The sequence below is a fragment of the Parafrankia sp. EUN1f genome, assembly GCF_000177675.1.
Lineage (GTDB): Bacteria > Actinomycetota > Actinomycetes > Frankiales > Frankiaceae > Parafrankia.
The window spans coordinates 11338-34496 of the sequence record NZ_ADGX01000035.1 but is presented as its reverse complement, the minus strand read 5'-3'; the positions used below and the strand labels follow the sequence as shown (position 1 = coordinate 34496).

Annotated in this window: 14 protein-coding genes, 2 pseudogenes and 1 riboswitch; of the genes and pseudogenes, 11 read left to right on the top strand and 5 right to left on the bottom strand. The window is 74.6% G+C overall.

Features of this window, described 5'->3' with window-relative positions:
• Window positions 1-26 precede the first annotated feature (26 nt).
• The gene (locus FREUN1FDRAFT_RS13165; RefSeq protein ID WP_006540548.1) at window positions 27-1424 is read right to left on the bottom strand and encodes a bifunctional cobalt-precorrin-7 (C(5))-methyltransferase/cobalt-precorrin-6B (C(15))-methyltransferase; all 1398 of its coding nucleotides are present in this window, start codon (window positions 1422-1424) and stop codon (window positions 27-29) included.
• A 47-nt stretch (window positions 1425-1471) separates the two neighbouring features.
• Window positions 1472-1562: riboswitch (cobalamin riboswitch) on the top strand.
• A gap of 113 nt (window positions 1563-1675) precedes the next feature.
• Between FREUN1FDRAFT_RS13165 and FREUN1FDRAFT_RS13160 the strand changes: the two are divergent.
• The 8 genes and pseudogenes from FREUN1FDRAFT_RS13160 to cobJ all read left to right on the top strand — a co-directional run bounded on the left by FREUN1FDRAFT_RS13160 (window position 1676) and on the right by cobJ (window position 15266).
• Window positions 1676-3897: pseudogene (locus FREUN1FDRAFT_RS13160) on the top strand (VWA domain-containing protein).
• Window positions 3897-4511, top strand: coding sequence for a cob(I)yrinic acid a,c-diamide adenosyltransferase (gene cobO, locus FREUN1FDRAFT_RS13155; RefSeq protein WP_006540545.1), 615 nt, complete (start codon window positions 3897-3899; stop codon window positions 4509-4511). Before FREUN1FDRAFT_RS13160 ends, cobO begins: the two are co-directional and overlap by 1 nt.
• Window positions 4512-4518: 7 nt before the next feature.
• Window positions 4519-6006, top strand: coding sequence for a cobyrinate a,c-diamide synthase (locus FREUN1FDRAFT_RS13150; protein ID WP_006540544.1), 1488 nt, complete (start codon window positions 4519-4521; stop codon window positions 6004-6006).
• Window positions 6003-7580 carry a cobyric acid synthase gene (locus FREUN1FDRAFT_RS13145; protein WP_006540543.1) on the top strand — a complete coding sequence of 526 codons (1578 nt, stop codon included), beginning with the start codon at window positions 6003-6005 and terminating at the stop codon, window positions 7578-7580. The genes FREUN1FDRAFT_RS13150 and FREUN1FDRAFT_RS13145 overlap by 4 nt, the downstream gene beginning before the upstream one ends.
• Window positions 7577-11341: a cobaltochelatase subunit CobN gene (cobN, locus tag FREUN1FDRAFT_RS13140; RefSeq protein ID WP_006540542.1), complete on the top strand. Its 3765-nt coding sequence runs from the start codon at window positions 7577-7579 to the stop codon at window positions 11339-11341. The genes FREUN1FDRAFT_RS13145 and cobN overlap by 4 nt, the downstream gene beginning before the upstream one ends.
• On the top strand, window positions 11342-12802 hold the full coding sequence (locus FREUN1FDRAFT_RS13135; RefSeq protein ID WP_006540541.1) for a nitrite reductase: 1461 nt from the start codon (window positions 11342-11344) through the stop codon (window positions 12800-12802). It abuts the gene before it with no gap.
• Complete coding sequence (locus FREUN1FDRAFT_RS13130; protein ID WP_006540540.1) at window positions 12802-13449, top strand: precorrin-8X methylmutase; 648 nt, start codon at window positions 12802-12804, stop codon at window positions 13447-13449. Before FREUN1FDRAFT_RS13135 ends, FREUN1FDRAFT_RS13130 begins: the two co-directional genes overlap by 1 nt.
• Window positions 13446-15266 carry a precorrin-3B C(17)-methyltransferase gene (cobJ, locus tag FREUN1FDRAFT_RS13125; protein ID WP_006540539.1) on the top strand — a complete coding sequence of 607 codons (1821 nt, stop codon included), beginning with the start codon at window positions 13446-13448 and terminating at the stop codon, window positions 15264-15266. The genes FREUN1FDRAFT_RS13130 and cobJ overlap by 4 nt, the downstream gene beginning before the upstream one ends.
• Here cobJ and cobF read toward each other — a convergent pair.
• Window positions 15232-15963 carry a precorrin-6A synthase (deacetylating) gene (gene cobF, locus FREUN1FDRAFT_RS13120; RefSeq protein ID WP_006540538.1) on the bottom strand — a complete coding sequence of 244 codons (732 nt, stop codon included), beginning with the start codon at window positions 15961-15963 and terminating at the stop codon, window positions 15232-15234. The genes cobJ and cobF overlap by 35 nt on opposite strands.
• Before the next feature lie 442 nt (window positions 15964-16405).
• Here cobF and FREUN1FDRAFT_RS13115 point away from each other — a divergent pair, with 442 nt between their 5' ends.
• Window positions 16406-17119, top strand: a complete 714-nt coding sequence (locus tag FREUN1FDRAFT_RS13115; protein WP_006540537.1) for an EthD domain-containing protein — start codon at window positions 16406-16408, stop codon at window positions 17117-17119.
• 32 nt (window positions 17120-17151) lie between these two features.
• Here FREUN1FDRAFT_RS13115 and FREUN1FDRAFT_RS41425 read toward each other — a convergent pair.
• From FREUN1FDRAFT_RS41425 to FREUN1FDRAFT_RS13105, 3 genes and pseudogenes are all read right to left on the bottom strand, one after another.
• Window positions 17152-17463: pseudogene (locus FREUN1FDRAFT_RS41425) on the bottom strand (ATP-binding cassette domain-containing protein); the annotation flags it as partial.
• Window positions 17464-17477: 14 nt separating this feature from the next.
• Window positions 17478-18371, bottom strand: a complete 894-nt coding sequence (gene prpB / locus FREUN1FDRAFT_RS13110) for a methylisocitrate lyase (protein WP_006540535.1) — start codon at window positions 18369-18371, stop codon at window positions 17478-17480.
• A gap of 45 nt (window positions 18372-18416) precedes the next feature.
• On the bottom strand, window positions 18417-19925 hold the full coding sequence (locus tag FREUN1FDRAFT_RS13105) for an MmgE/PrpD family protein (RefSeq protein WP_006540534.1): 1509 nt from the start codon (window positions 19923-19925) through the stop codon (window positions 18417-18419).
• A gap of 234 nt (window positions 19926-20159) precedes the next feature.
• On the opposite strand from FREUN1FDRAFT_RS13105, the gene FREUN1FDRAFT_RS13100 reads away from it, so the two are divergent.
• Together FREUN1FDRAFT_RS13100 and FREUN1FDRAFT_RS13095 are read left to right on the top strand one after the other, a co-directional pair.
• Window positions 20160-20597, top strand: coding sequence for a hypothetical protein (locus FREUN1FDRAFT_RS13100; RefSeq protein WP_006540533.1), 438 nt, complete (start codon window positions 20160-20162; stop codon window positions 20595-20597).
• 968 nt (window positions 20598-21565) lie between these two features.
• The gene (locus tag FREUN1FDRAFT_RS13095) at window positions 21566-23092 is read left to right on the top strand and encodes a hypothetical protein (RefSeq protein ID WP_035951455.1); all 1527 of its coding nucleotides are present in this window, start codon (window positions 21566-21568) and stop codon (window positions 23090-23092) included.
• The last annotated feature ends 67 nt before the right edge of the window (window positions 23093-23159 follow it).

Genomic DNA, 23159 nt, shown 5'->3' with positions numbered 1-23159 from the left:
GGACGAAGACTCTCAGCTCTTCGGACTCATCCTGTCGGGATCACGGGTTCAGATCGGGTCGTGTGGACCCACTGGGTGACCGGGAGCGCCGCGCGGAAGGCGGTGAAGGAGCCGACCGGCTCGGCATGGGAGATCGCGATCCGGCGCAGCCGGCCGCCGGCCCGGCGATGCCAGTCGACGAGCACGGCCTCCGTCTCGATCGTGACCGCGTTGACGACGAGGCGCCCGCCCGGCGGCAACACGGCCAGGCAGGCGTCGATGACTCCGGGGATGCTCGCGCCGCCGCCGACGAACACGGCGTCCGGCGTCGGCAGACCGGCGAGCACGTCCGGTGCGCGACCTTCGACGATACGCAGCCGTCCGGCCGCGGCCCCGGCTGCGGCCCCGGCGGGCGACGCGACGACGCCGGCGAGGCGTTCGGCGTTCGCCCGGACGTGGGCGGCGCGATCCGCCCGCGGCTCGATGGCGACGACCCGGCAGCGGAGGTCGGCACGCAGCCATTCGGTGGTGATTCCGCCGCTGCCGGCGCCGACGTCCCAGAGCAGCTCACCGGGCGCCGGGGCGAGCGCGGCCAGCGTGATCGCCCGCACCTCCTGCTTGGTGAGCACGCCGTCGGTGGCGAACGTCTCGTCGGGCAGGCCCGGCACCTGGCTGGCGACGGCCCGATGCTCGCCGGGCGCGCAGCGGACCGCGACGATGGCGAGCCGGTCGTGCCGTGGCAGAGCGGCCGGCCCGGCCGGATGGACGCGGACCCGTTCGTGCGGACCGCCGAGGCGCTCCAGCACGGTGAGATCGGCCCCGAGGCCGCGTTCGGTGACCAGCCGGCGCACCCGGTCGGCTCCGTCCTCGTCGCCGGTGAGGACCAGCACCCTGGCATCGGCCCGCAGCTCGGGGCCGATCGCGGCGTAGGGCCGGCCGAGGGTGCTGACGACGGTGACCCCCTCGACCGGCCAACCGAGCCGGGCGCAGGCCAGGGAGATCGACGACGGCGCGGGCAGCACCCTCACCCGGCCTGGGCCGAGCACCCGGGTGAGGGTGCCGCCGACGCCGTAGTGCATCGGGTCGCCGCTGGCGAGCACGACGAGGCGGCGCCCGGCGTGGGTGTCGGGCAGGGCCGCGGCCGCGGCGGCGAGGTCGCGGGGCCATGCCTCGGTCGCGCGCACCCAGCCGGCGACGAGGGCGAGCTGGCGGGCACCGCCGAGAACGACATCCGCTCCGGCCAGGGCTTCGCGAGCCGCGTCGGCGAGGCCGTCCCAGCCGTCCTCGCCGATCCCGACGACGGTCACGCCGAAGGCACCGGCCTGGGCGGTCGCGTGTTCCGCTTCGGGCGATGAGGGGCTGCCTGGCACGGGGTGATTGTGCCGGCGCCGGGGCCGGGGCGTCACGTGGATGGCGGCGGCCGGATGGCGGGTGTTGTTAGTCACTGTTCGCGGGGCACCCTCCCATGGCACGATTCCTGCCAGGCGAAACGAGGGGAACTTCGGTGCGGCGCGAGGCGCCAAGGCCGGGGCGGTCCCGCCACTGTGAGCCGCGACCAGTTGGCGCGGTGAGCCAGAACACCTCGGCCGCCCGCCCGTGAACAGCAGTTCCTGGGCCCGTGCTAGCGGCAGGCGTGGACATCTGCCGGTGCGAGGTGGTGGCCGTGCCCCCTTTTCCCTTCACCGCGATCGTCGGTATGGACGATCTGCGTCTCGCGCTGATCCTCAACGCGGTCTCGCCCCAGGTGGGTGGCGTGCTCGTCCGCGGGGGGAAGGGCACGGCCAAGTCGACGGCGGTGCGTGCTCTCGCCGCGGTGCTTCCACCGGTCGACGTGGTGGCCGACTGCCGGTTCTCCTGCGATCCGGGCAGCCCGGCCGAGGACTGCCCGGACGGCCCGCATCCCGCCAGCACGGCGCGGCGGGACCATCCGGTGCAACGTCGACCGACCCGGCTGTGTGAGCTTCCCGTCGGGGCGACCGAGGACCGCCTGGTCGGCTCGCTCGACCTCGGGCGGGCGCTGACCGCGGGTGTCGTCGCGTTCGAGCCGGGGCTGCTCGCCGCCGCGCACCGCGGCGTGCTCTACGTCGACGAGGTCAACCTGCTGCACGACCATCTCGTCGACCTGCTGCTCGACGCGGCGGCGCTCGGTGTAGCCCATGTCGAGCGGGACGCGGTGTCGGTCCGGCACGCGGCCCGGTTCCTCCTGGTCGGGACGATGAACCCGGAGGAGGGCGAGCTGCGCCCCCAGCTGCTCGACCGGTTCGGTCTGACCGTGCAGGTCGCGGCCCCACGGGAGGCCGCGGCGCGGGCGGAGGTGGTCCGCCGCCGGCTGGCCTTCGACGCCGCCCCGGACGCGTTCGCGGCCGGCTACGCCGAGGCACAGCGGGCGCTGTCGGCGCGGATCGCGGCGGCCCGGGCGGCGTTGCCCGCCGTGCGGCTGCCCGATCGGGAACTGGTCCGGATCGCCGCCGTCTGCGCGGCGTTCGAGGTGGACGGGCTGCGGGCCGACCTGGTGACCGCCCGGGCCGCTGTGGCGCACGCGGCCTGGGAGGGACGCACCGAGGTCACCGAGGCGGACGTCCGGATCGCGGCGGCGCTCGCGCTGCCGCACCGCCGCCGCCGCAACCCGTTCGACGAGCCCGGTCTCGACCCCGACCAGCTTGACGCCGCGCTGGACGCCGCCCGGGAGCACACCGCCGAGGAGCCGGGCGGCGAGCACCGCGCCGACGACCCGGCCCGTGACGCGAATCCGGACGCCGCCGCCGGTGGTCCGGCCGGTCCGGCCGGCGAGCGGGATGTGTCGCCCCCCGGGCCGGACGGGTCTGATGGGCCGGATGGGCCGGACGGATCCGGTGGCGGCGCTTCCGCCGGCGCGGCGGAGCACGACACACCGGTCGGCGACGACGCGTCCGACCGGCCAACCCGCGACGCCCCGCCGGCCACCGCCGCGCCCGCGGGCGCGAACAGGGGCGCGGCACCCTCCCGGGTGGTCGCCCCGGCGGAGACGTTCCGCGCCCGGCGCCTCGAGGTGCCCGGCGTCGGCCGGGGCGTCCCCGGCCGGCGATCCCGCGCGGTCACCGGCGCGGGCGCGGTCGTCGGCGCCGACGTGCCCGCCGGCCGGCCGCGGGACCTGCACATCGTCGCGACGATGCTGGCCGCGGCGCCGCATCAGGCGGCCCGGGGCGGGGTGGCCCCGGGCTGGTGCTGCGGGCGGCCGACCTGAGGCAGGCGCGCCGCGAGGGCCGGGAGGGAAACCTCGTCCTGTTCGTCGTCGACGCCTCCGGTTCGATGGCGGCACGGGCGCGGATGGGTGCGGTCAAGGCGGCGGTGCTCTCGCTGCTCCTCGACGCCTACCAGCGCCGCGACAAGATCGGCCTGATCACCTTCCGTGGGGAGGCCGCCGCGCTGGCGCTGCCGCCCACGTCGTCGGTCGACGTCGCGGCGGCGCGGCTCGCGGACCTGCCGTCGGGTGGGCGCACCCCGCTCGCCGACGGCCTGCTGCTCGCGCACCGCACCCTCGCCCGGGAGCAGCTGCGCGATCCGAGCCGCCGGCCGCTGCTCGTCGTGCTGACCGACGGCCGGCACACCGCGGGGCCCGCGCCGGGCCCGGCGGCCGAGCTGCTCGTCCGCGGCAGGGTCGCGGCGGTGGTCGTCGACTGTGAGACGGGCCGGGTCCGGCTCGGACTCGCGGGCGCTCTCGCCGGCATGCTGGGCGCCCCGCTACTCGGCCTCGCCGAGCTTGCTGCCCCCGGCTCCGCGCCGGGCCTCGCTCCCGGGGCCGCATCCCGGGCCACGGCTGGCTCCCGGCCCGCACGAGCGGACGGGCGACGACGTCATGGAGACAGTCCAGGCCTGGACAGCGCCGCGGTCGGTGCCGGGCTCGCGGCCACCGTCCGTGCGCTGAGGGACGTCGCCTGATGGCGCCGCAGGGGCAGGTGACGAGCGTCCCCGATGACGGTCTGACGACCCGGCAGCGGCGCAACCGACCGCTGGTGATCGTCCACACGGGTGAGATGAAGGGGAAGTCGACGGCCGCCTTCGGGCTGGCGCTGCGCGGCTGGAACCAGGGCTGGCCGATCGGCGTGTTCCAGTTCGTCAAGAGCGCCCGGTGGAAGGTGGGGGAGGAGAACGCGCTGCGGGCGCTCGGCGAGGTCCACGAGCGGACCGGCCAGGGCGCGCCGGTCGACTGGTTCAAGATGGGCTCCGGCTGGTCGTGGACCCAGCGTGGGCCGCTCGACGACCACGCGGCGGCCGCCGCCGAGGGCTGGGAGCGGATCAAGGCCGATCTGGCCGCGCAGACCTACGGGCTGCTGGTGCTCGACGAGTTCACCTACGTGATCGAGTGGGGCTGGGTCGACGTCGAGGACGTCGTGGCGGCCCTCGCCGCCCGCCCCGGGTTCCAGCACGTCGTCATCACCGGCCGCCGCGCGCACCCGCGGCTGGTGGCCGCCGCGGACCTCGTCGTCGAGATGACCAAGGTGAAGCATCCGATGGACGCCGGGCAGAAGGGCCAGCGGGGGATCGAATGGTGAGCGGGCCATGAGAATTCCGCGGATCGTGCTGGCCGCGCCGGCCAGCGGCGCCGGCAAGACGTCGATCGCCACCGGCCTGCTCGCCGCGCTGCGGGCGCGCGGGCTCGCCGTCTCGCCGCACAAGGTCGGCCCGGACTACATCGATCCGGGCTACCACGCGCTGGCCGCCGGCCGGCCGGGGCGCAACCTGGACCCCTGGCTCGTCGGCGAGGAACGGATCGGCCCGCTTTTCCTGCACGCCGCACTGACCCCGCGACGAGCCGACATCGCCGTCATCGAGGGCGTCATGGGCCTGTTCGACGGGCACGCGACCCGTCCCGGGTTCGGTTCGACGGCGCACGTCGCCACGCTGCTCGCGGCGCCCGTCGTGCTGGTCGTCGACGCACGGGCGGCCGGCCGGTCCGTCGCCGCGACCGTGCACGGGTTCCGCGCCTTCGACCCCCGGGTACGGATCGGCGGTGTCGTGCTCAACCAGGTCGGCTCCGCACGGCACGCCGAGATCCTGCGCGCGGCGATGGCCGAGATCGCCATGCCGGTGCTCGGTGTGGTCCGCCGGCGGGCCAGCTTGGCCACCCCGTCGCGTCATCTGGGCCTCGTACCGGCCGCCGAGCGAGCCGGGGCCGCCCGGGATGTCGTGACCGAGCTCGGTGCGGTCGCCGCCGCGGACCTCGACCTCGACGCGCTGCTCGCGCTCGCGGCGACGGCACCCGACCTCCCCGCCGAGCCCTGGGATCCGCGGGCCGCCCTCGCCGGCGCCGGCGACGGCACTGGGGCTGGCGACGGCACTGGGGCTGGCGAAGGCGCCGACGACGGCGCGATCGGCGGCGCTGGCGCGATTGCCGACGGTCCGCGTCCGGTGGTCGCGGTCGCCGGTGGTCCGGCCTTCACGTTCGGCTACACCGAACTACCCGAGCTGCTCACCGCCGCCGGCGCCGACGTCGCCCCCTTCGATCCCACCGTGGACGAGGCGCTGCCGGGCGGGACGTCGGCGCTGGTCATCGGCGGCGGGTTCCCGCAGGTCCACGCCGGTGCGCTCACCGCGAACGCCGTCCTGCGAACCGCGGTGCGGGCGTTCGCGGCGACCGGCGCGCCGGTCGCCGCCGAGTGCGCCGGGCTCCTCTATCTCAGCAGCGCCCTCGACGGGGCGCCGATGTGCGGGGTGCTCGGCGAGGTGGCGGCGGCGATGACCCCCCGCCTCACCCTGGGCTACCGGGAGGCGGCCGCGGCCACCGATTCGGTGCTCGCGCCGCGGGGCACGGTCGTGCGCGGGCACGAGTTCCACCGCACGGCCGCCATCCCACCGGCCGGTGGCGGCACGGTACGGGACTCGGCCCCGGCCTGGCGCTGGCGCGACGCGGCGGGCGCCGAGATCGTGGAGGGCTTCGTCCGCGGCGGCGTCCACGCCTCCTACCTGCACACCCACTGGGCTGGGATGCCCGGCGCCGCGACCCGGTTCGTCGCCGCCGCCCGGCAGGCCCGGGCGGTCGCGGCATGACCGGCGGCACGGGGCGGGTGGGCAGGATGGGCAACGCGCTGCTGGTCGCCGGGACCACCTCGGACGCCGGCAAGTCGGTGGTGACCGCCGGCATCTGCCGGTTCCTCGCCCGCCAGGGCGTGCGCGTGGCGCCGTTCAAGGCCCAGAACATGTCGCTGAACTCGTGGGTGACCGCCGACGGCGCGGAGATCGGCCGCGCCCAGGTCATGCAGGCCGCCGCCGCCGGCATCGAACCGGAGGCGGCGATGAACCCGGTGCTGCTCAAGCCGGGTGCCCGGCACCGCAGCCAGGTCGTGCTGCGGGGACGGCCGGTCGCCGAGACCGGCGCGCTCGACTACCGGGAGCTCAAGGGCCGCTTGTTCACCGAGGTGCTCGCCAGCCTGGCCGACCTGCGGTCCCGCTTCGACGTGGTGGTGTGCGAGGGCGCCGGCAGCCCGGCGGAGATCAACCTGAGGGCGAACGACATCGCGAACATGGGCCTGGCCCGGGCGGCCGGCCTGCCGGCGATCGTCGTCGGCGACATCGACCGCGGCGGCGTGTTCGCCGCTATGTACGGCACCCTCGCCCTGCTGGAGCCCGCGGACCAGGCGCTGGTCGCCGGCTTCGTCGTGAACAAGTTCCGTGGCGAGCGGGCGCTGCTCGAACCGGGGCTGGACATGCTGCGGGGGCTCACCGGCCGGCCCGTGCTCGGCGTGCTGCCCTGGCAGGACGGGCTCGACCTGGACGTCGAGGACTCACTCGGCCTGCCCGCGCCGGGCGAGACCAGGGGAGACCCGGCCGGGCCGCTGCGGGTGGCAGCGGTGCGGCTGCCGTTCCTGAGCAACTTCACCGATCTGGACGCACTCGCCGCCGAGCCCGGTGTCGCGGTGCGCTACGCGGACCGGCCCGAGGACCTCGACGCCGCCGACCTCGTGGTGCTGCCTGGAACCCGGTCGACGGTGGCCGACCTGGGCTGGCTGCGCCGGCGCGGGCTGCACGGCGCGCTGGCCCGCCGGGCGGCGTCCGGGCGGCCAGTGCTCGGCGTCTGCGGCGGCTACCAGATGCTCGCCGCGACGATCGTCGACGAGGTGGAGAGCCGAGTGGGGGCCATTGACGGCCTCGGGCTGCTGCCGGTCACGGTCCGGTTCGCGGCGGACAAGACCCTCGGCCGGCCCGTCGGGGTGGCCTACGGCCAGCCGGTGCGCGGCTACGAGATCCACCACGGGGTGGCGACGGTGCACGGCGGCGAGCCGTTCCTCGACGGCTGCCGGGCCGGTGCGGTCTGGGGCACCACCTGGCACGGCGCGTTCGAGAACGACGGGTTCCGCCGGGCGTTCCTCACCGACGTCGCCGCCCGGACCGGCTCGCCGTGGCAGCCCCGCGGTGAGATCTCGTTCGCCGCGGTCCGGGAGCGCCGCCTGGACGTCCTCGGTGATCTCGTCGCCGACCATCTCGACACCGGCGCGCTGCGGGCACTGCTCGCCGACGGTCCGCCGGCGGGCCTTCCGTTCGTCCCGCCCGGTGCGCCGCCGGCCGCCGGCTCCGCCGAACATCTGTCGTCGTCGTCCCTGCCAACCCTGGGGAGCCGTCCGTGATCCTGTTGCTCTCGACGTCCGACACGGACCTGTCGTGCGCGCGCGCCAGCGGGGAGGACTATCGGCTGGCGAACCCGACCCGCCTCGACGACACCGAGCTGCCGGCGCTGCTCGACGGCGCCGACCTCGTGGTGCTGCGCCTGCTCGGCGGCCGTCGGGCCTGGCCCGAGGGGCTCGACGCCGTCCTCGCCAGTGGCCTGCCGGTCGTGGTCCTCAGCGGCGAGCAGGTGCCCGACGCGGAGCTGATGGAGCTGTCGTCGGTGCCCGCGGGGGCCGCGGCGCAGGCACACGCCTACCTCGCCCACGGCGGCCAGCACAACCTGCGCCAGCTCGCCCGCTTCCTCTCCGACACGATCCTGCTGACCGGCCACGGGTTCGACCCGCCGCTGCCGACCCCGCCGTGGGGGGTGCGACCGCGGCCCGGCCAGGCCGCCGAGCCCACCGCCGAGCGGCCGACGGTGGCGATCCTCTACTACCGGGCGCACGAGCTGGCCGGGAACACCGCCTTCGTGGACGCGCTCGCCGACGCCGTCGAGGCCGCGGGCGGACGGGCGGTGCCGGTGTTCTGCGCCTCCCTGCGCGCCGCCGACCCGGCGCTGCTGGACGTGCTCGGCCAGGCGGACGTGCTGGTGACGACCGTGCTGGCGGCCGGTGGGGCGGCCTCCGGCGCGAACCCGGCCGAGGTCGGCGCGGGCGGGCGCGACGAGGACTGGGACATCGGGGCGCTGGCCGCGCTCGATGTGCCGATCCTGCAGGCGCTGGCCGTCACGTCGCCGCGGGCCCAGTGGGAGGGCAGCGACGACGGCCTGTCACCGCTGGATACGGCGACCCAGGTGGCGATCCCCGAGTTCGACGGCCGGATCATCACCGTCCCGTTCTCCTTCAAGGAGATCGACGCCGACGGCCTGACCCACTACGTCCCGGACGCGGAGCGGGCGGCGCGGGTCGCCGGGCTCGCGGTGCGCCACGCCCGGCTGCGCCACATCCCAAACGCGCAGAAGCGGATCGCGCTGGTGCTGTCGGCCTACCCGACGAAACACGCCCGGATCGGCAACGCCGTCGGCCTGGACACCCCGGCCAGCGTGCTCGCGCTGCTGGGCGCGCTGCGCGACGCCGGCTACGACGTCGGCCCGGCCGACGGGCCCGGCGCGCTGCCCGGACTCGCGGCCGGGGACGGGGACGCCCTCATCCACGGGCTGATCGCCGCGGGCGGGCAGGACGAGGACTGGCTGACCGCCGAGCAGCTTGCCGGCAACCCGGTCCGCATCGCCGCCGCGACCTACCGTGCCTGGTTCGCCACGCTGCCCGCCGACCTGCGCGCCGAGGTCGAGGAGAACTGGGGCCCGGCACCGGGCGACCTGTTCGTCGACCGCTCGGCCGACCCGGACGGCGAGATCGTCCTCGCCACCCTGACCGCCGGCAACATCGTCATCCTCATCCAGCCACCGCGCGGGTTCGGCCAGAACCCCATCGCGATCTACCATGACCCGGGCCTGCCGCCGAGCCACCACTACCTGGCGGCCTACCACTGGCTGCGCAGCGGCCCCGGCAGCCCCGGCAGCTCCGTCGGCGCCGGCAGCTCCAACGGCGCCGACGGCACTGGCGACGCTGGTGGCACTGGTGGTGCCGGGTTCGGCGCGCACGCCGTGGTCCACGTCGGCAAGCACGGCAACCTCGAGTGGCTGCCGGGCAAGGCCGCCGCGCTGTCCGCGGGCTGCGCGCCGGACGCAGCCCTCGGAGACCTGCCGCTGGTCTACCCGTTCCTCGTCAACGACCCCGGCGAGGGCACCCAGGCCAAGCGGCGGGCCCACGCCACGATCATCGACCATCTCGTCCCCCCGATGGCCCGCGCAGACAGCTACGGCGACATCGCCCGCCTCGAGCGGCTGCTTGACGAGCACGCGCAGATCGCCGCGATGGACCCGGCGAAGCTCCCCGCGATCCGCGCCCAGATCTGGACGCTGATCGAGGCGGCGAAGCTCGACCACGACCTGGGCCTGGCCGACCGGCCGCACGACGCCGAGTTCGACGAGTTCCTGCTGCACGTCGACGGCTGGCTCTGCGAGATCAAGGACGCGCAGATCCGTGACGGCCTGCACGTTCTCGGTGCGGCGCCGACCGGTGAGGCCCGGGTCAACCTGGTGCTCTCGATGCTGCGCGCCCGCCAGCTGTGGGGCGGCGCCGTCGCCCTGCCCGGGCTGCGCCAGGCCCTCGGCCTCGGCACCGACGACGGGACGGCGCGGACCGACACGGTGGAGGCGGTCGCCCGTGCGCTGGTCAGCGCCCTGGAGGAGCGTGCCTGGGACCCGGCGGCCGTGACCGAGGTCGTCGGCGCGGTGCTCGACGCGCCGGCCGAGTCGGCCGTGCCGGCCGCGCTCGACGCGCCGACCGCGGCCCGGGACGTCGACCGTGCCGCGGTGGTGGAGGTGCTCACGTTCGCCGCCACCGAGATCGTGCCCAGGCTCGCCCGGACGACCGACGAGCTCGACCGGACGCTGCACGCGCTCGCCGGCGGCTACATCCCCGCCGGCCCGAGTGGCTCGCCGCTGCGCGGCCTGGTCAACGTCCTGCCGACCGGGCGAAACTTCTACGCCGTCGACCCGCGGGCCGTGCCCAGCCCGCTGGCCTGGGAGACCGGGCGGGCGATGGCCGACTCGCTGCTCGAACGCCACCTGGCCGACACCGGCGAATATCCCCGCTCGGTCGGCCTGTCGGCCTGGGGGACCTCGGCGATGCGAACCTCCGGCGACGACATCGCCGAGATCCTCGCCCTGCTCGGCGTCGCCCCGCTGTGGGACGAGGCCTCGCGGCGGGTGCGCGGCCTGGAACCGATCCCGCTCGCCGAGCTCGGCCGCCCCCGCATCGACGTCACCGTGCGGATCTCCGGGTTCTTCCGCGACGCGTTCCCGCACGTCGTCGACCTGCTCGACGACGCCGTCCGGCTGGTGGCCGACCTCGACGAGGACCCGGAGCACAACTACGTGCGGGCCCACACCGACGCCGACCTGGCCGCCCACGGCGACCGGCGCCGGGCCACCACCAGGGTCTTCGGCTCGAAGCCGGGTGCCTACGGAGCCGGGCTGCTGCCGCTCGTCGACGCCGGCACCTGGCACGACGACGCCGACCTCGCCGAGGTCTACGCCGCCTGGGGCGGCTACGCCTACGGCCGCGGCCTCGACGGCCGCCCGGCCCGCGACGACCTGGAGGCGGCATACCGGCGGATCAGCGTCGCGGTCAAGAACACCGACAGCCTCGAACACGACATCGCCGACTCCGACGACTACTTCCAGTACCACGGCGGGATGATCGCGGCGGTCCGGGCGCTGACCGGCCGCAGCCCGCGCGCCTACATCGGGGACTCCACCAGACCCGACGACGTGCGCACCCGCACCCTCGGCGAGGAGATGGCCCGGGTCGTCCGCGCCCGGGTCGTCAACCCGCGCTGGATCGCCGCGATGCGCCGCCACGGCTACAAGGGCGCCTTCGAGCTCGCCGCCACCGTCGACTACCTGTTCGGCTACGACGCGACGGCCGGTGTGGTGGCCGACTGGATGTACGAGGCCGTGACCGCGGCCTACGTCCTGGACGACGAGAACCAGAAGTTCCTCGCCGACGCCAACCCCTGGGCGCTGCACGGCATCGCCGAACGGCTCCTGGAGGCCGTCGACCGCGGGCTGTGGTCCGAGCCGCAGCCGGCGACCCTGGACGCGCTGCGCGAGGTCTACCTGCGCGCCGAGGGCGACCTCGAAGGACGGGCGTAGATGCCCGCCGCATGCGCTCGCCAGGGCCTGGAGGCGCGACCCGCCCGCCCGGATCATCAAGACCGGCCGGCCGCTCCGGCCCTTCCGGCTCCTGCGGCGCGACCGGCTCGGCCGGGCAGGGCCGACCGCTGCCCGGGCGCGCTGATCCTGCACGAGGCCGCGGACGGCGGTCTCGCCCGGATCCGGCTGCCCGGCGGCTTCGTCGACGGCGAGGTGCTGCTCGCGCTCACCGTGCTCGCCGGGTCGTTCGGCGAGCACGGCGCCGTCGAGCTGACCTCACGGGGCAACGTCCAGCTGCGCGGCGTTCCCGCCGGCCGCCGGGCAGAGCTCGCGGAGCGGGTCGCCGAGCTGGGGCTGCTGCCCTCGGCCACCCACGAGCGGGTCCGCAACATCGTCGCCGCGCCCTTCGCCGGCCTGACCGGACTGACCGGCCTGACCGGCCAGAACCCTGGGCTCGAGGACCCGGGGCTCCAGGAGCTCGTGCACGCGCTCGACCAGGCGCTGTGCGCGGACCCGGAGCTCGCCGGCCTGTCGGGCCGGTTCCTGTTCGGACTGGACGACGCGTCCGGCGACATCGCGGCCCTCGCCCCGGACGCGTGGGCGGCCCCCACCGCCCGAGGAGGCTGGTGGATCGGGCCGGCCGGGGTGGAGGTCGAGCGCTGCGCCGTGGTCCCGGAGCTGCTCGGGGCCGCGCGGGCGTTCCTGCGCACCGCGGCGCACGCCGCCGGCGACTGCCCCCCGGTCTGGCGGGTCCGGGACCTGCCCGACGGCGGCCGGGAACTCGCCGCCGCCCTGCGGGCCGGCCGCCCGCAGGCCCCGCGGCCGACTCCTGGCCCCGCCCCTGCCCGGACAACTCGACACGGCGAAACCTCGCCCAGTGGGGCCTGGCCCGTGGGCGCTTGGCCCGTCGGCGCCTGGCCTGTCGGTGCCTGGCCTGGTCGATCCTGGCACGGCGGTGTCTGGCAGCGCCCTGACGGCCTCCACGCCGCCGCGGTCCACGTGCCGCTCGGCCAGCTGACCCGTCCGCGGGCCGACGTCCTCGCGGCCGAGGCCGCGGCGACCGGTGAGGCGCTGCGTGTCACGCCGTGGCGGTCGGTCGTCCTGCCCCGCCTGAGCGGCGCCGGCCCGGACCGCTTCACCGGCGCCGCGGGGCGCGTCGGCCTCGTCACCGACCCCGGCTCACCGTGGACGCGGGTCACCACCTGCGCCGGCCGCCCCGGCTGCGCGAGCGCGCTCGCGGACGTACGCTCCGACGCCGCCCGCGCGGTCGACGCGGGCCGGCTCATCCCCCTCGGCGCCGCGGCGCCGCCCGGGCTGCCCACAGCTGCTGGACCGCGGGCGCACTGGAGCGGCTGCGCGCGACGCTGTGGCCAGCCCGCCTCCCGGCACCTGGCCGTCGTCGCCGGCCCCGCCGGCTACCGCGTGGACGACACCGGCACCGAACCGAAGGAATGCCCGTGATGCAGACCGGCACCGATTCCCGGTACCACTACGAGCGCGACGGGGCGGCCATCTACCGGCAGTCGTTCGCCACCATCCGCGCCGAGGCCGACCTCGCACATCTGGCGGCCGACCTGGAGCACGTCGTCGTCCGCATGATCCACGCCTGTGGCATGGTCGACCTGCCCGCCGACGTCGAGGCCAGCCCGGATGTCGTCGGTGCGGCCCGGGCGGCACTGCGCGCCGGCGCGCCGGTGCTGTGCGACGCGCAGATGGTCGCCAGCGGGATCACCCGCCGGCGGCTTCCCGCCGCCAACGAGATCGTCTGCGCGCTCGGTGACGAGCGGGTCCCGGACCTGGCCGCCCGGCTCGGCACCACCCGGTCCGCCGCCGCGCTCGAGCTGTGGCGCGATCGGCTCGCCGGCGCCGTCGTCGCCGTGGGGAACGCCCCGACGGCGCTGTTTCACCTGCTCGAGATGATCGGCGCCGGCGCGCCCCGGCCGGCGGCCGTCCTGGGCCTGCCCGTCGGCTTCGTCGGCGCCGCCGAGTCCAAGCAGGCGCTCGCGGACAACCCGTTCGGACTCGCCTACCTCGTCGTCCACGGTCGCCGCGGCGGCAGCGCGATGACGGTGGCCGCCGTCAACGCGATCGCCTCGGAGGAACTGTGAACCCACCCAGCGGCCCCGCGACCGTCAGCCCCGCGACCGCCACCCCCGCCCTGCGCGCCGGCACCCTCTACGGTGTCGGCGTCGGCCCGGGAGACCCGGAGCTCGTCACGGTCAAAGCGGCCCGCCTGATCGGTCAGGCGCAGGTCGTGGCGTTCCACGCGGCCCGGCCCGGCCGGTCGCTGGCCCGCGCGAGCGCGGCCCCCTACCTGCCGGCCGGCGCCGTCGAGGAGGAGCTCGTCTACCCGGTCACCCGCGGAGGCACCGTCCATCCCGGCGGCTACCAGGGCGCGATCGACGAGTTCTACGAGCAGTCCGCCACCCGGCTCGCCCGGCACCTGGCCGCGGGCCGGGACGTCGTGCTGCTCGCCGAGGGCGACCCGACGCTCTACAGCTCCTTCACCCACATGCAGCGCCGGCTCACCCCGCGGTTCCCGTGCGTGGTCGTCCCCGGGGTGACGTCGGTGTCCGCCACCGCCGCGGCCGCGGGCGTCGCGCTGGCCACAGGCGACGAGACCCTCACCGTCGTGCCCGCGACGATGCCCGCCGACCGGCTGCGTGACCTGGCCGCCGCCGGGGACGGCCTCGCCCTGATGAAGGTCCGAGCCGACCTCGACGGCGTGCGCCGGAGCCTCACCGAGGCCGGTCGGCTCGACGGCGCGCTGCTCGTCAGCCGCGCCAGCCGGGACGGCGAGCGCGTCGTCGCGCTGCGTGATCTGGCCGCCGCCGAGGACGTCCCGTACATGTCGATGGTTCTCGTACCGGCGAACCGGGCCGGGCAGCCTGGCCCCGCCGAGGCCGCGCAGGCCCCGCCCGGCGCTGCCCGCACCGGGCCGGATGGTGCTCGCACCGAGGCGAGCGCTGACCCTGACGAGCCGAGGCTCGTCAGGGTCGCCGAGCCCGGCGGTGTCACCGTCGTCGGGCTCGGCCCCGCCGGCGCGGACTGGCTCACCCCCGAGACGGCCCGCGCCCTGGCGGAGGCCGACGACCTCGTCGGCTACCAGACCTACCTGCGGCGCGTCGCCGTCCGACCGGGCCAGCGCCGCCACCCGAGCGACAACCGGGTCGAGGCGGAACGCGCGGTCTTCGCCCTCGACCTCGCGCGGCGCGGGGCGCGCGTCGTGGTCGTCTCCTCCGGCGATCCGGGGGTGTTCGCCATGGCGTCGGCCGTTCTGGAGGCCCGGGCCGACGGCTACCGGGACGTGCCCGTGCGCGTGCTGCCCGGCGTGACGGCGGCGAACGCCGTCGCCGCCCGGGCCGGCGCGCCGCTCGGCCACGACTACTGCGTGCTGTCCCTGTCCGACCAGCTCAAGCCCTGGCCGCTGGTGCTGCGCCGGCTGCGCGCCGCCGCCGCGGCCGACCTGGTGCTCGCGCTCTACAACCCCGGGTCGCAGACCCGCCGGGCGCACATCGACGAGGTCCGCGCCACCCTGTCGCAGTGCCGGGACGCCGACACTCCCGTCGTCGTCGGCCGGGCGGTCGGGGACGCCGGCGAGAGCGTCGAGGTGATCCGGCTCGCGGATCTGAGCGCCGACCACGTCGACATGCGCACCCTGCTCATCATCGGCTCGTCACGGACCCGCCGGGACGCCGACACCGGCCTGATCTTCACCCCACGCCACCACGACGGCCACCTGCCGGCACCGGCTCCAGCCGCAGCCCCGGCTCCAGCCCCGGAGCCCGCTCCAGCCGCAGCTACGGCAGCTGTCGCAGAGCCCGCTCCGGCGGCAGAGCCCGCTCCGGCCGTGGAGCCGGCCCCTGCCCCAGCCCCGGGGCCGGCCCCGGTCAAGGCCGTCGTCGGAGCAGATAGACGTCCATGATCCAGCCCTTGCGGGCCCGGGCGGCCTGCTTCACCGCCGCGATCTCCTCGCCGACCTCGGCGAGCGGGCCGGCGATCGCGATCTCGTCGGGCCCGCCCAGGTAGGCACCCCAGTAGATGTCCCACTGGTCGGCGTCGGGGACGTCCCGCCAGGCCGCCGCGCCGTCGAGCAGCACGACGACCGAGTCCTGGCCCACCACGTCCGCGGTGAGCCGCCGGCCGGTGGTGAGGTGGATCGCCCCGCCGATGCTGTTCAGTGCGATCCGGTGCCGGGCGGCCAGCGCCTGCACACTGGAGATGCCGGGGATCACCGTCACGTCGACGTCCACCAGCCCGCGTGAGCGGACGTCCTCGAGGATCCGCAGCGAGCTGTCGTAGAGCGCCGGGTCGCCCCACACCAGGAACGCGCCCCGGTCGCCGTCGGCGAGCTCCGCCAGCAGCGCCCGCGCCCACACGTCGGCGCGGGCGGCATGCCAGCGGCGCACCTCCGCCGCGTAGTCGGCGGGCGCCCGGTCGCGTTCCGGCTCGGTCAGCTCGACGAGACGCAGGCCCGGACGCGCATACCGGGCGCAGATCTCGCCCCGCAGCGCGTTGAGATCGGCCTTCGCGGCACCCTTGTCGACCGTGAACAGGACGTCAACGCCGGCCAGCGCCCGGCCGGCCTCGTAGGTGAGCGACTCCGGGTCGCCGACGCCCATTCCGATCAGCAGCACCGACCGCCGGGGCACCGCGGCCGGGACATCGGGAGCGCGCCCACCTGGGCCAGAACCAATCGACACCTGGCGACGATAGCGCCGAGGGCGCACCTGCGGCCGCCCCCGCGGCCACGCTGCCGCCGCTACTGTTGCTGCTGAGCAAGATGTGAGGATTTCGGTCGTTGGAGCGACGAAGGCCCTCAGATGCTCAGCCAGGATCCCCAGCACGCGGCCGCCGAGGTGAAGCTCGCGCTACACCAACGCGGATGGATCCCAGACTCCGACGGGACGAGCCTCAGGAGTTGAGGCCGTTCGTCGTTCTGGCGCCCACGATCCTCAGCGGCTCGGGCCGCCGGTTCGCGGTTTCGGCGGACGTCCCGCCACTGCCTGGCTGAAGATACCGGCGACGGGTAGGCGCGACCATGCGGGAAGACAGGGAGAACACGTGATCAAACGGATCCTGTTGGTCACCCGGGCGTGCGCGCCGGACCGGTTCGCCACCGCCTGGCGTGCCGCCGTCGGCGCCGCGGCGACTGCCCCGCCGCCCGCCCGGCCGCTGCGCCTGGCGGCAGGCACCGTGCTGCCCGAGGTCAGCCCCGAGGCACCGCATGACGGCATCGGGCTGCAGTGGTTCACCGACGAGGAGCACCTGCGGCGGTTCGAGGCCTGGTCGGCCTCGCCCGACGGCACGGCTGCGCACGATCTTCTGGGCGAGGCGGTGGAGCTGGAGTCCGCCGGCGTCGTGGTGGCACACGAGCATGTGATGCGCGGCGACGAATGGCTCCGGCGCCAGCTCCGCGACGGCGGCATCGGTCTCAAGCAGATGGCGCTCGCCCGCCGCGCCGCGGACCTGACCCTGGCGCAGTTCTTCGACCGGTGGCGCAGCCGCGCCGGCGTCGTCGGCACGGTGCCGATTCCGGCCGAGGTCCGCGGGCTCGCCTACATCCAGAACCATCCCCTGCTGACCGCCGGCACCGGCACCGGCACCGGCGCCGAGGCCGAGGCCGACTGGGCGTACGACGCGGTGAACGAGGTCTACTTCGACGACCTCGACGGCATCCGCCGGCGGATGGCCTGGTTCGCCGAGAACCTCGACCGCAATGAGGACGACCTCGTCCGGGAATCGTGCTTCGTCGCGGTGCGTGAGGAGGTTCTCTGACGGCTCCGGAGGCGGAGCTCGTCGACGTCGCGGGTGGCGAGCTGGGACGCGCCGACGGCGGCCAGGGCCCAGTCGACGACGGCCCGGTCGGCGTCGTCGAGCCGGCCGGTGGGGCCGGTGTGCGGGTGGCGGCCGAGGCCGACCAGGTCAGCGGCGGTGAGCAGGCCGACCTGGACGCGGTCGGTGAGCACGGTGCTGACCTTCCGGGCCCGTTTGGCGCCGCTGAGGCGGTTGAGGTCCGATCCGTCCAGCAGGGCCCGCCCGGCCAGTGCCGGCTGCAGGCCGGCGAGGGTGCGCAGCAGGGTGGACTTGCCGATACCGTTCGGGCCGAGCAGCACGGTCAGCTGCCCGCGGGCGGTCAGATCCGGAAGTTGAAGAGGTTCGCGTCGAACGTGTTGTAAGCGGGGTAGTCGAGCAGCTCGTAGAGCCGGGCGCGGGTCTGCATGCGGTCGACGAGGCCGGCCTGGGTGCCGTCGGCGAGCAGGCGGCGCAGGCCGTCCTCGACGGCGCCCATCGCCAGGCGCAGCAGGGTGACGGGGTAGATGACCAGGTTCACGCCGGCCGAGTGCAGGGTGTCGGCGGTGAGGAGCTCGCTTTTGCCGAACTCGGTCATGTTGGCGAGGATCGGCACGTCGACGGCTCGCCGGACGGCTTCGAACTCCGCCGCGTCCGCCATCGCCTCCGGAAAGATCATGTCAGCTCCGGCGTCGACGTAGGCACGGGCGCGTTCGATCGCGCCGTCGAGACCCTCGATCGCCCGGGCGTCGGTCCGCGCGCACAGGACGAAGTTCTCGTCCCGGCGGGCGGCGACGGCCGCGCCGATGCGCCGGACCATCTCTGCGGTGGGCACGACCGCCTTGCCGTCGAGGTGCCCACACCGTTTCGGGTTGACCTGGTCCTCCAGGTGGCAGCCGGCGAGACCGGCGTCCTCCAGGGTCTGGACGGTGCGGGCGACGTTCATCGGCTCACCGAAGCCGGTGTCGGCGTCGACGAGGGTGGGCAGGTCGGTGACCCGGGCGATCTGCCCGGCCCGGCTGGCGACCTCGGTCAGTGTGGTCAGGCCGATGTCGGGCAGCGCGAGATCGGCGGAGAGCACCGCGCCGGAGACATAGACGCCGTCGAAGCCGAGCTCGGTGATGAGCACCGCGCTCAGCGGGTTGAACGCGCCGGGGAAGCGCAGCAGCCTCCCGGAGCGCAGACCCTCGCGCAGCGCGATCCGGCGGGCATGGGCAGGCGTTCTTGCGTGCAGCATCGGTCGAAGATCTCCCTTGCCTGATGGGACCGCCGCGATCCGCCGCTAGAAGATTCCCTCGGTGCCGCTCGCGGTCAGCGGCGGCTGCGGGGTGATGGTGAGGCCGGCGAGCTCGTCGGGCCGCAGCTCGGGCAGCCGGACGGCGGTGTCGAGGAACCGGTCCTGCTCCGCGGCCGGGAGGACTCCTTCGGCGAGGCGGCGGAACTTGCCGATGTATTCGTCCCGGCCGAACGGGCGGGCGCCGAGCGGGTGCGCGTCGGCGACGGCGATCTCGTCGGTGAGCGTCGTCCCGTCGACCAGCTCGACGACGACCCGGGCGCCGAACGCCTTCTCGGCCGGGTCAGGGGAGTGGTAGCGCCTGGTCCACTCCTCGTCCTCCACGGTGGTGATCTTCCGCCACAGCTCGACGGTGTCGGGCCGGGTGGCCCGGTCGGGGGAGTAGGAACGTTCGTGGTGCCAGACGCCGTCCTGCAGGGCGACGGCGAAGATGTAGGGGATCGAGTGGTCCAGGGTCTCCCGGGTGGCCGTCGGGTCGTACTTCTGCGGGTCGTTCGCGCCCGAGCCGATCACGTGGTGCGTGTGATGGCTGGTGTGCAGCACAATCGCGCTGACCCGCGAGAAGTCGCCGATGGCCGGGCCGAGGCGGCGGGCGAGGTCGATGAGCGCCTGGCTCTGGTACTCGGCCGAATGCTCCTTGGTATAGGTCTCCAGGATGGCGCGCTTGGCTTCGCCGGCCGACGGCAGCGCGACGACGTACTGGGCCTCGGGGCCGGAGAGCAGCCAGGCGACGAAGCCGTCCTCACCCTCGTAGGCGGGCGCGGGGGCGCCCTCGCCGCGCATCGCCCGGTCGACGGCCTCCACCGCCAGCTTGCCGGCGAACGCGGGCGCGTACGCCTTCCACGACGAGATCGTGCCCTTGCGGGACTGCCGGGTCGTCGTCGTGGTGTGCAGCGCCTGCCCGACCGCCTGGTAGATCGTCTCCGCCGGCAGGTCGAGCAGGGCGCCGATGCCGGCCGCGGCCGACGGGCCCAGATGGGCGATGTGGTCGATCCGGTGCTCGTGCAGGCAGATCCCCCGGACGAGCGCGACCTGGATCTCGTAGCCGGTGGCGATCCCGCGCACGAGCGCCCGGCCGTCGAGGCCGAGATGCTGGGCCACCGCGAGGACGGGCGGGATGTTGTCGCCGGGGTGGGAGTAGTCCGCGGCCAGGTAGGTGTCGTGGAAGTCCAGCTCGCGCACCGCGACACCGTTCGCCCACGCCGCCCACTCGGGGGAGACCCGGTCCCGCGCCGACAGGCCGAAGACGGTGGCTCCGTCCCGACCGTGGGCAGGCGCGTGACGCAGCGCCTGGTCCCGGGCGGCGACCACCGACCGGCGCGAGAGCGAGGCGGCGGCGACCCCCGCGTTGTCGATGACCCGGTTGATCACCATCTCGGCGACGTCGCCGTCGACCGCCACCGGGTCGGCGGCGACCGCCGCGATCTTCCACGCGAGCTGCTTCTGCGGCGCGAGCCGCTCCGCGCTGCGGTACACCCGGACCTGGTGGTCGATCATGCGCCGCTGCCTTCTTCCGGGTCGTCGAGCCCCCGGCCTGTGATCGACACTGGGGGTGTGGTCCAGACGAGGATCGCAGCCCGAGTGGTCAAGGCCTTCTCCAGCGTCGGGAAGGTCTCCTTCTCCACCAGCTCGTGAAGCCAGCACGGCCCGGTATAACGCCCGTAGTACCGCAGATGATCGCGAGCGAAGGTAGGCTTGATCTCTCGGTAGGAATCGCCTGGGAGCCGCCTCGTGTCCGAACGGACTATTGCCCGTTCCGCTTCCGGTCTATCGCGAGGCCGTCTTCCGCTCCGTCTGGTCATCGGCCTGTTTTCGGCGCTCCTGGCGGTGTTGCTCGTCAGCGCCGCGATCTTCGCTGTCTGGTGTCGCGCGAGCTTCCACGTCTGGCCGTGGTCGTCGAGCCTGCCAGACCGGGTGACCTACTGCGGCCGCACGTACCTCGGCCCGGGTGATCCGGTCACATGGACCGAGGCGGAAGCGTTTGAGAACGGGGCCATCCGGAAAGTCGGCCACTACGGGTTCGGCGCTCTCGGCTGGTCCATCTACGCGAACCCGCAGTCAGAACAGGCCCGGACGGCCGTCTACCCGCCACTTCCCTGCGCGATGGGGGTCTATCTGCGGACTGACGACGATCGGGTCGCGGCCTACACGCTCAGTGGCGGACCGTGAGCTGGTAGCCGGAATATGTCCGGGGCCGTGAGCCGCGGGCGGCTGCGGGTTACCTGGATTCGAGTCGGTCCAGTGGGCGGTCCCTGCGGGCCAGCGCCTTAGCTTCGCGCTGCCGCTGCCGCTGCCGCTGCCGCTGCCGCGCAAGACCTGAGGATCACCGCTGTGGGGGAGCCCGTAGCCGGAATCCCAGACGCGGCGGATCCGGGCCACCAGCATGGGCTTGGCGGAGCCGCGCCGATGGAAGGCGAACCCCGCCCGCACGGCCACCTATCGAGGATCCCGCACCGCCGCGCAGCACCAGTAATTCACCTCAAGCTGGGCAAAATGGGCTTGGATTCACCTGGCAATCCGCAAGAAGTGAGGCTTCTGGTCGTCGGAACGACAAAAATCCTTCACTTTTGCGACTCGCCAAACCGTCGCCGGGCACTCGGAGGTCCAGTGGCGTTCGGGGAGCATGAGCCCTCGCCCGCGAACGAGTAATCTTGATCGACGCCAATCTGCGACACGCTCGGGGACGACCGAAATCCTCAGATCTTTCGAGCCGCGGCTTCGGGCTGCCGCTGCTGTCGAGCAAAACCTGAGGATCCTGGTCGTCAGCACGACCGAAATCCTCAGGTTCTCGCCCGCCGGAGCCGGGGAGCCGGGGAGGCTCCGGGTGCGTGCGGGTGCGCCCTCGACGTCGTGTCTGGCCGAGGCATTGTTGGCCACGCGGCCTTGTCGGCTCGGCGGTAGTCGGCTAAAGTCGCCCCCGGTGTGCCGGGAAGTCTGGTCGGCGAAGCGCTCTGTGCTGTCCGCTGCGTGTTGTGCCGACTTCCCCGGGGGCATATGGAATTCCTCGACTTCACGTCCGTCTCCCATCGGAGTTCCGGGCGTTCCCACCTCTCGTGCCGGCGGCGACTCAACCGCCGTGCAGGCGTGTTCGGTCTGACCTTTCCGAAAGAGGATTCCATGCCCCGCCCGGTTCTCTCATGAGCACTGTTCCGCCGCCGGTAACCCGCGCCCGAGCTGACGGTGACGCGGAAGCGCCCCTGGCCATGCTTGGCTGGGCAGCCATCCTGTGGTTGTTCTCCGCGATCGCCCAAGTGCTGCTGGACCTGCTCTTCATCGTCCTGGCACTCACCATCCGTGACGTAGTTCTCGGTATCGCGGTTGCCGCCGGCGTGCTGCTCGCAGTACTGGTACCGGTTGTCGGGTTCCTGCGGCCGCCCGGCCGGGCGGTGAGCACCGAGGACGAGCCCGAGCTCACCGCCCTGGTGCGCCGGGCCGCCGGCCAGATGGGCTTCGAGGCCCGGCTCGCGATCCGGCTCACGCCGGTCCCCGTGGTGTGGGTACGCCGTGGCTTCGGCAGAGGGTCGCCGACACTGTTCCTCGGCTGGCCGCTGGTGCGCGGCCTGACCGAGCCCCAGCTGACAGCGGTGGTCGCCCGGGAGATCGCCCGGCACCAGGTGACCGGTCGGCGCCACGACCTGCTGGACGCCTCGCGCGACCGGGTCGTGCGGGCTCTCACCAGCCGCATCCCACCACGCAGGGCGGCTGCCGCCGCCCTGCTGCGCGCGACCTCGGAGTACCGCTGGCCGGTGGAGGCGGCGGCTGACGCGCGGGCCGCCGAGGCCCTGGGTGTCGCCGCGCTCGGCGGGGCCCTGACCAGGGCGACGCTGGTGGCGGGGGCTTTCGATCATCTCAGCGGGCGCTGGGCCGCGGCTCTCGCCCCGCGGTCGCGGTTCCCGGGGGACCTCTTCGACGCGCTCGAGGAGGCCCTGGAGGATCCGCATGTTGTTCGCCAGCTCCGGGCGGCGATCGCGACGGACGACGCTGCGGATCCGTGGCTCACGAGCCCGCGGCCTCCTCTGTCGCCTCGACTGGCCGCGCTCGGGGAAGCCGCTGGGCTGTCGGGCGGAGATTCCGTCCCCGCGTTCGGGGCCTCCGGAGGCGATCCGGTGCGCGTCCACCAGGCCGGAGAGCTTGACCGGTGGGCGTCCCGGGAGCTGTTCACCCGCTCCGCCAACGATGTGCTTCGTCCCCTCCGCGTGCTGGACGAACCCGCCGAGGTGCTCATGCCCATCGACGAGGCGCGCGCGACGCTTCGCAGAGCGACGCGCCGCGACACTGTGCCGGGAGCTGTGGCCGCCGCGGTCGACGCCCTGGAATCCGTGTCCATGGAGCGGGAAGCCGGGGCCGCGGCGGAGGACACGGATTGGCGCCGCGTCGCCCGTCGCATCGACTCGTCGGTCAGCACCGTTGCGCGGCCAGGTCGGGATGCGGTGGCTCGGACGGTCCTCGCCGGCTGTCTCGGCCAGGTGATCAGCGCGGAGTTGCTCGATGCCGGCTGGAGGCCGGCGAGCCGGTGGACGACAGCTGTGCTTGTCACACCCGACGGCCGGACCGTCGATCTACGCGAACTGATCGATCAGGCCATGGACACCGGCGACGCGACACCGATACGGGCCTTGGCCGCCGCGGGCGCTTTCGCGGCACCGCCGGGTGCGGAGCTGTGAGCAGGTGCGGAGGGCGCAGGCGCAGCCAGGGTCGTGACGGGAACCGGTGGCACCGCGTCCGATCGCC

Excerpts from the sequence above, each read along its gene's own strand:
- cobF (WP_006540538.1), bottom strand. The coding sequence starts at position 15,963 with ATGGGCGTCGGCGACCCGGAGTCGCTCACCTACGAGGCCGGCCGGGCG.
- prpB (WP_006540535.1), bottom strand. The coding sequence starts at position 18,371 with ATGCTGCACGCAAGAACGCCTGCCCATGCCCGCCGGATCGCGCTGCGC.
- FREUN1FDRAFT_RS13130 (WP_006540540.1), top strand. The coding sequence starts at position 12,802 with ATGCAGACCGGCACCGATTCCCGGTACCACTACGAGCGCGACGGGGCG.
- FREUN1FDRAFT_RS13095 (WP_035951455.1), top strand. The coding sequence starts at position 21,566 with ATGAGCACTGTTCCGCCGCCGGTAACCCGCGCCCGAGCTGACGGTGAC.
- FREUN1FDRAFT_RS13105 (WP_006540534.1), bottom strand. The coding sequence starts at position 19,925 with ATGATCGACCACCAGGTCCGGGTGTACCGCAGCGCGGAGCGGCTCGCG.
- FREUN1FDRAFT_RS13150 (WP_006540544.1), top strand. The coding sequence starts at position 4,519 with ATGAGAATTCCGCGGATCGTGCTGGCCGCGCCGGCCAGCGGCGCCGGC.
- FREUN1FDRAFT_RS13135 (WP_006540541.1), top strand. The coding sequence starts at position 11,342 with ATGCCCGCCGCATGCGCTCGCCAGGGCCTGGAGGCGCGACCCGCCCGC.
- FREUN1FDRAFT_RS13145 (WP_006540543.1), top strand. The coding sequence starts at position 6,003 with ATGACCGGCGGCACGGGGCGGGTGGGCAGGATGGGCAACGCGCTGCTG.
- cobO (WP_006540545.1), top strand. The coding sequence starts at position 3,897 with ATGGCGCCGCAGGGGCAGGTGACGAGCGTCCCCGATGACGGTCTGACG.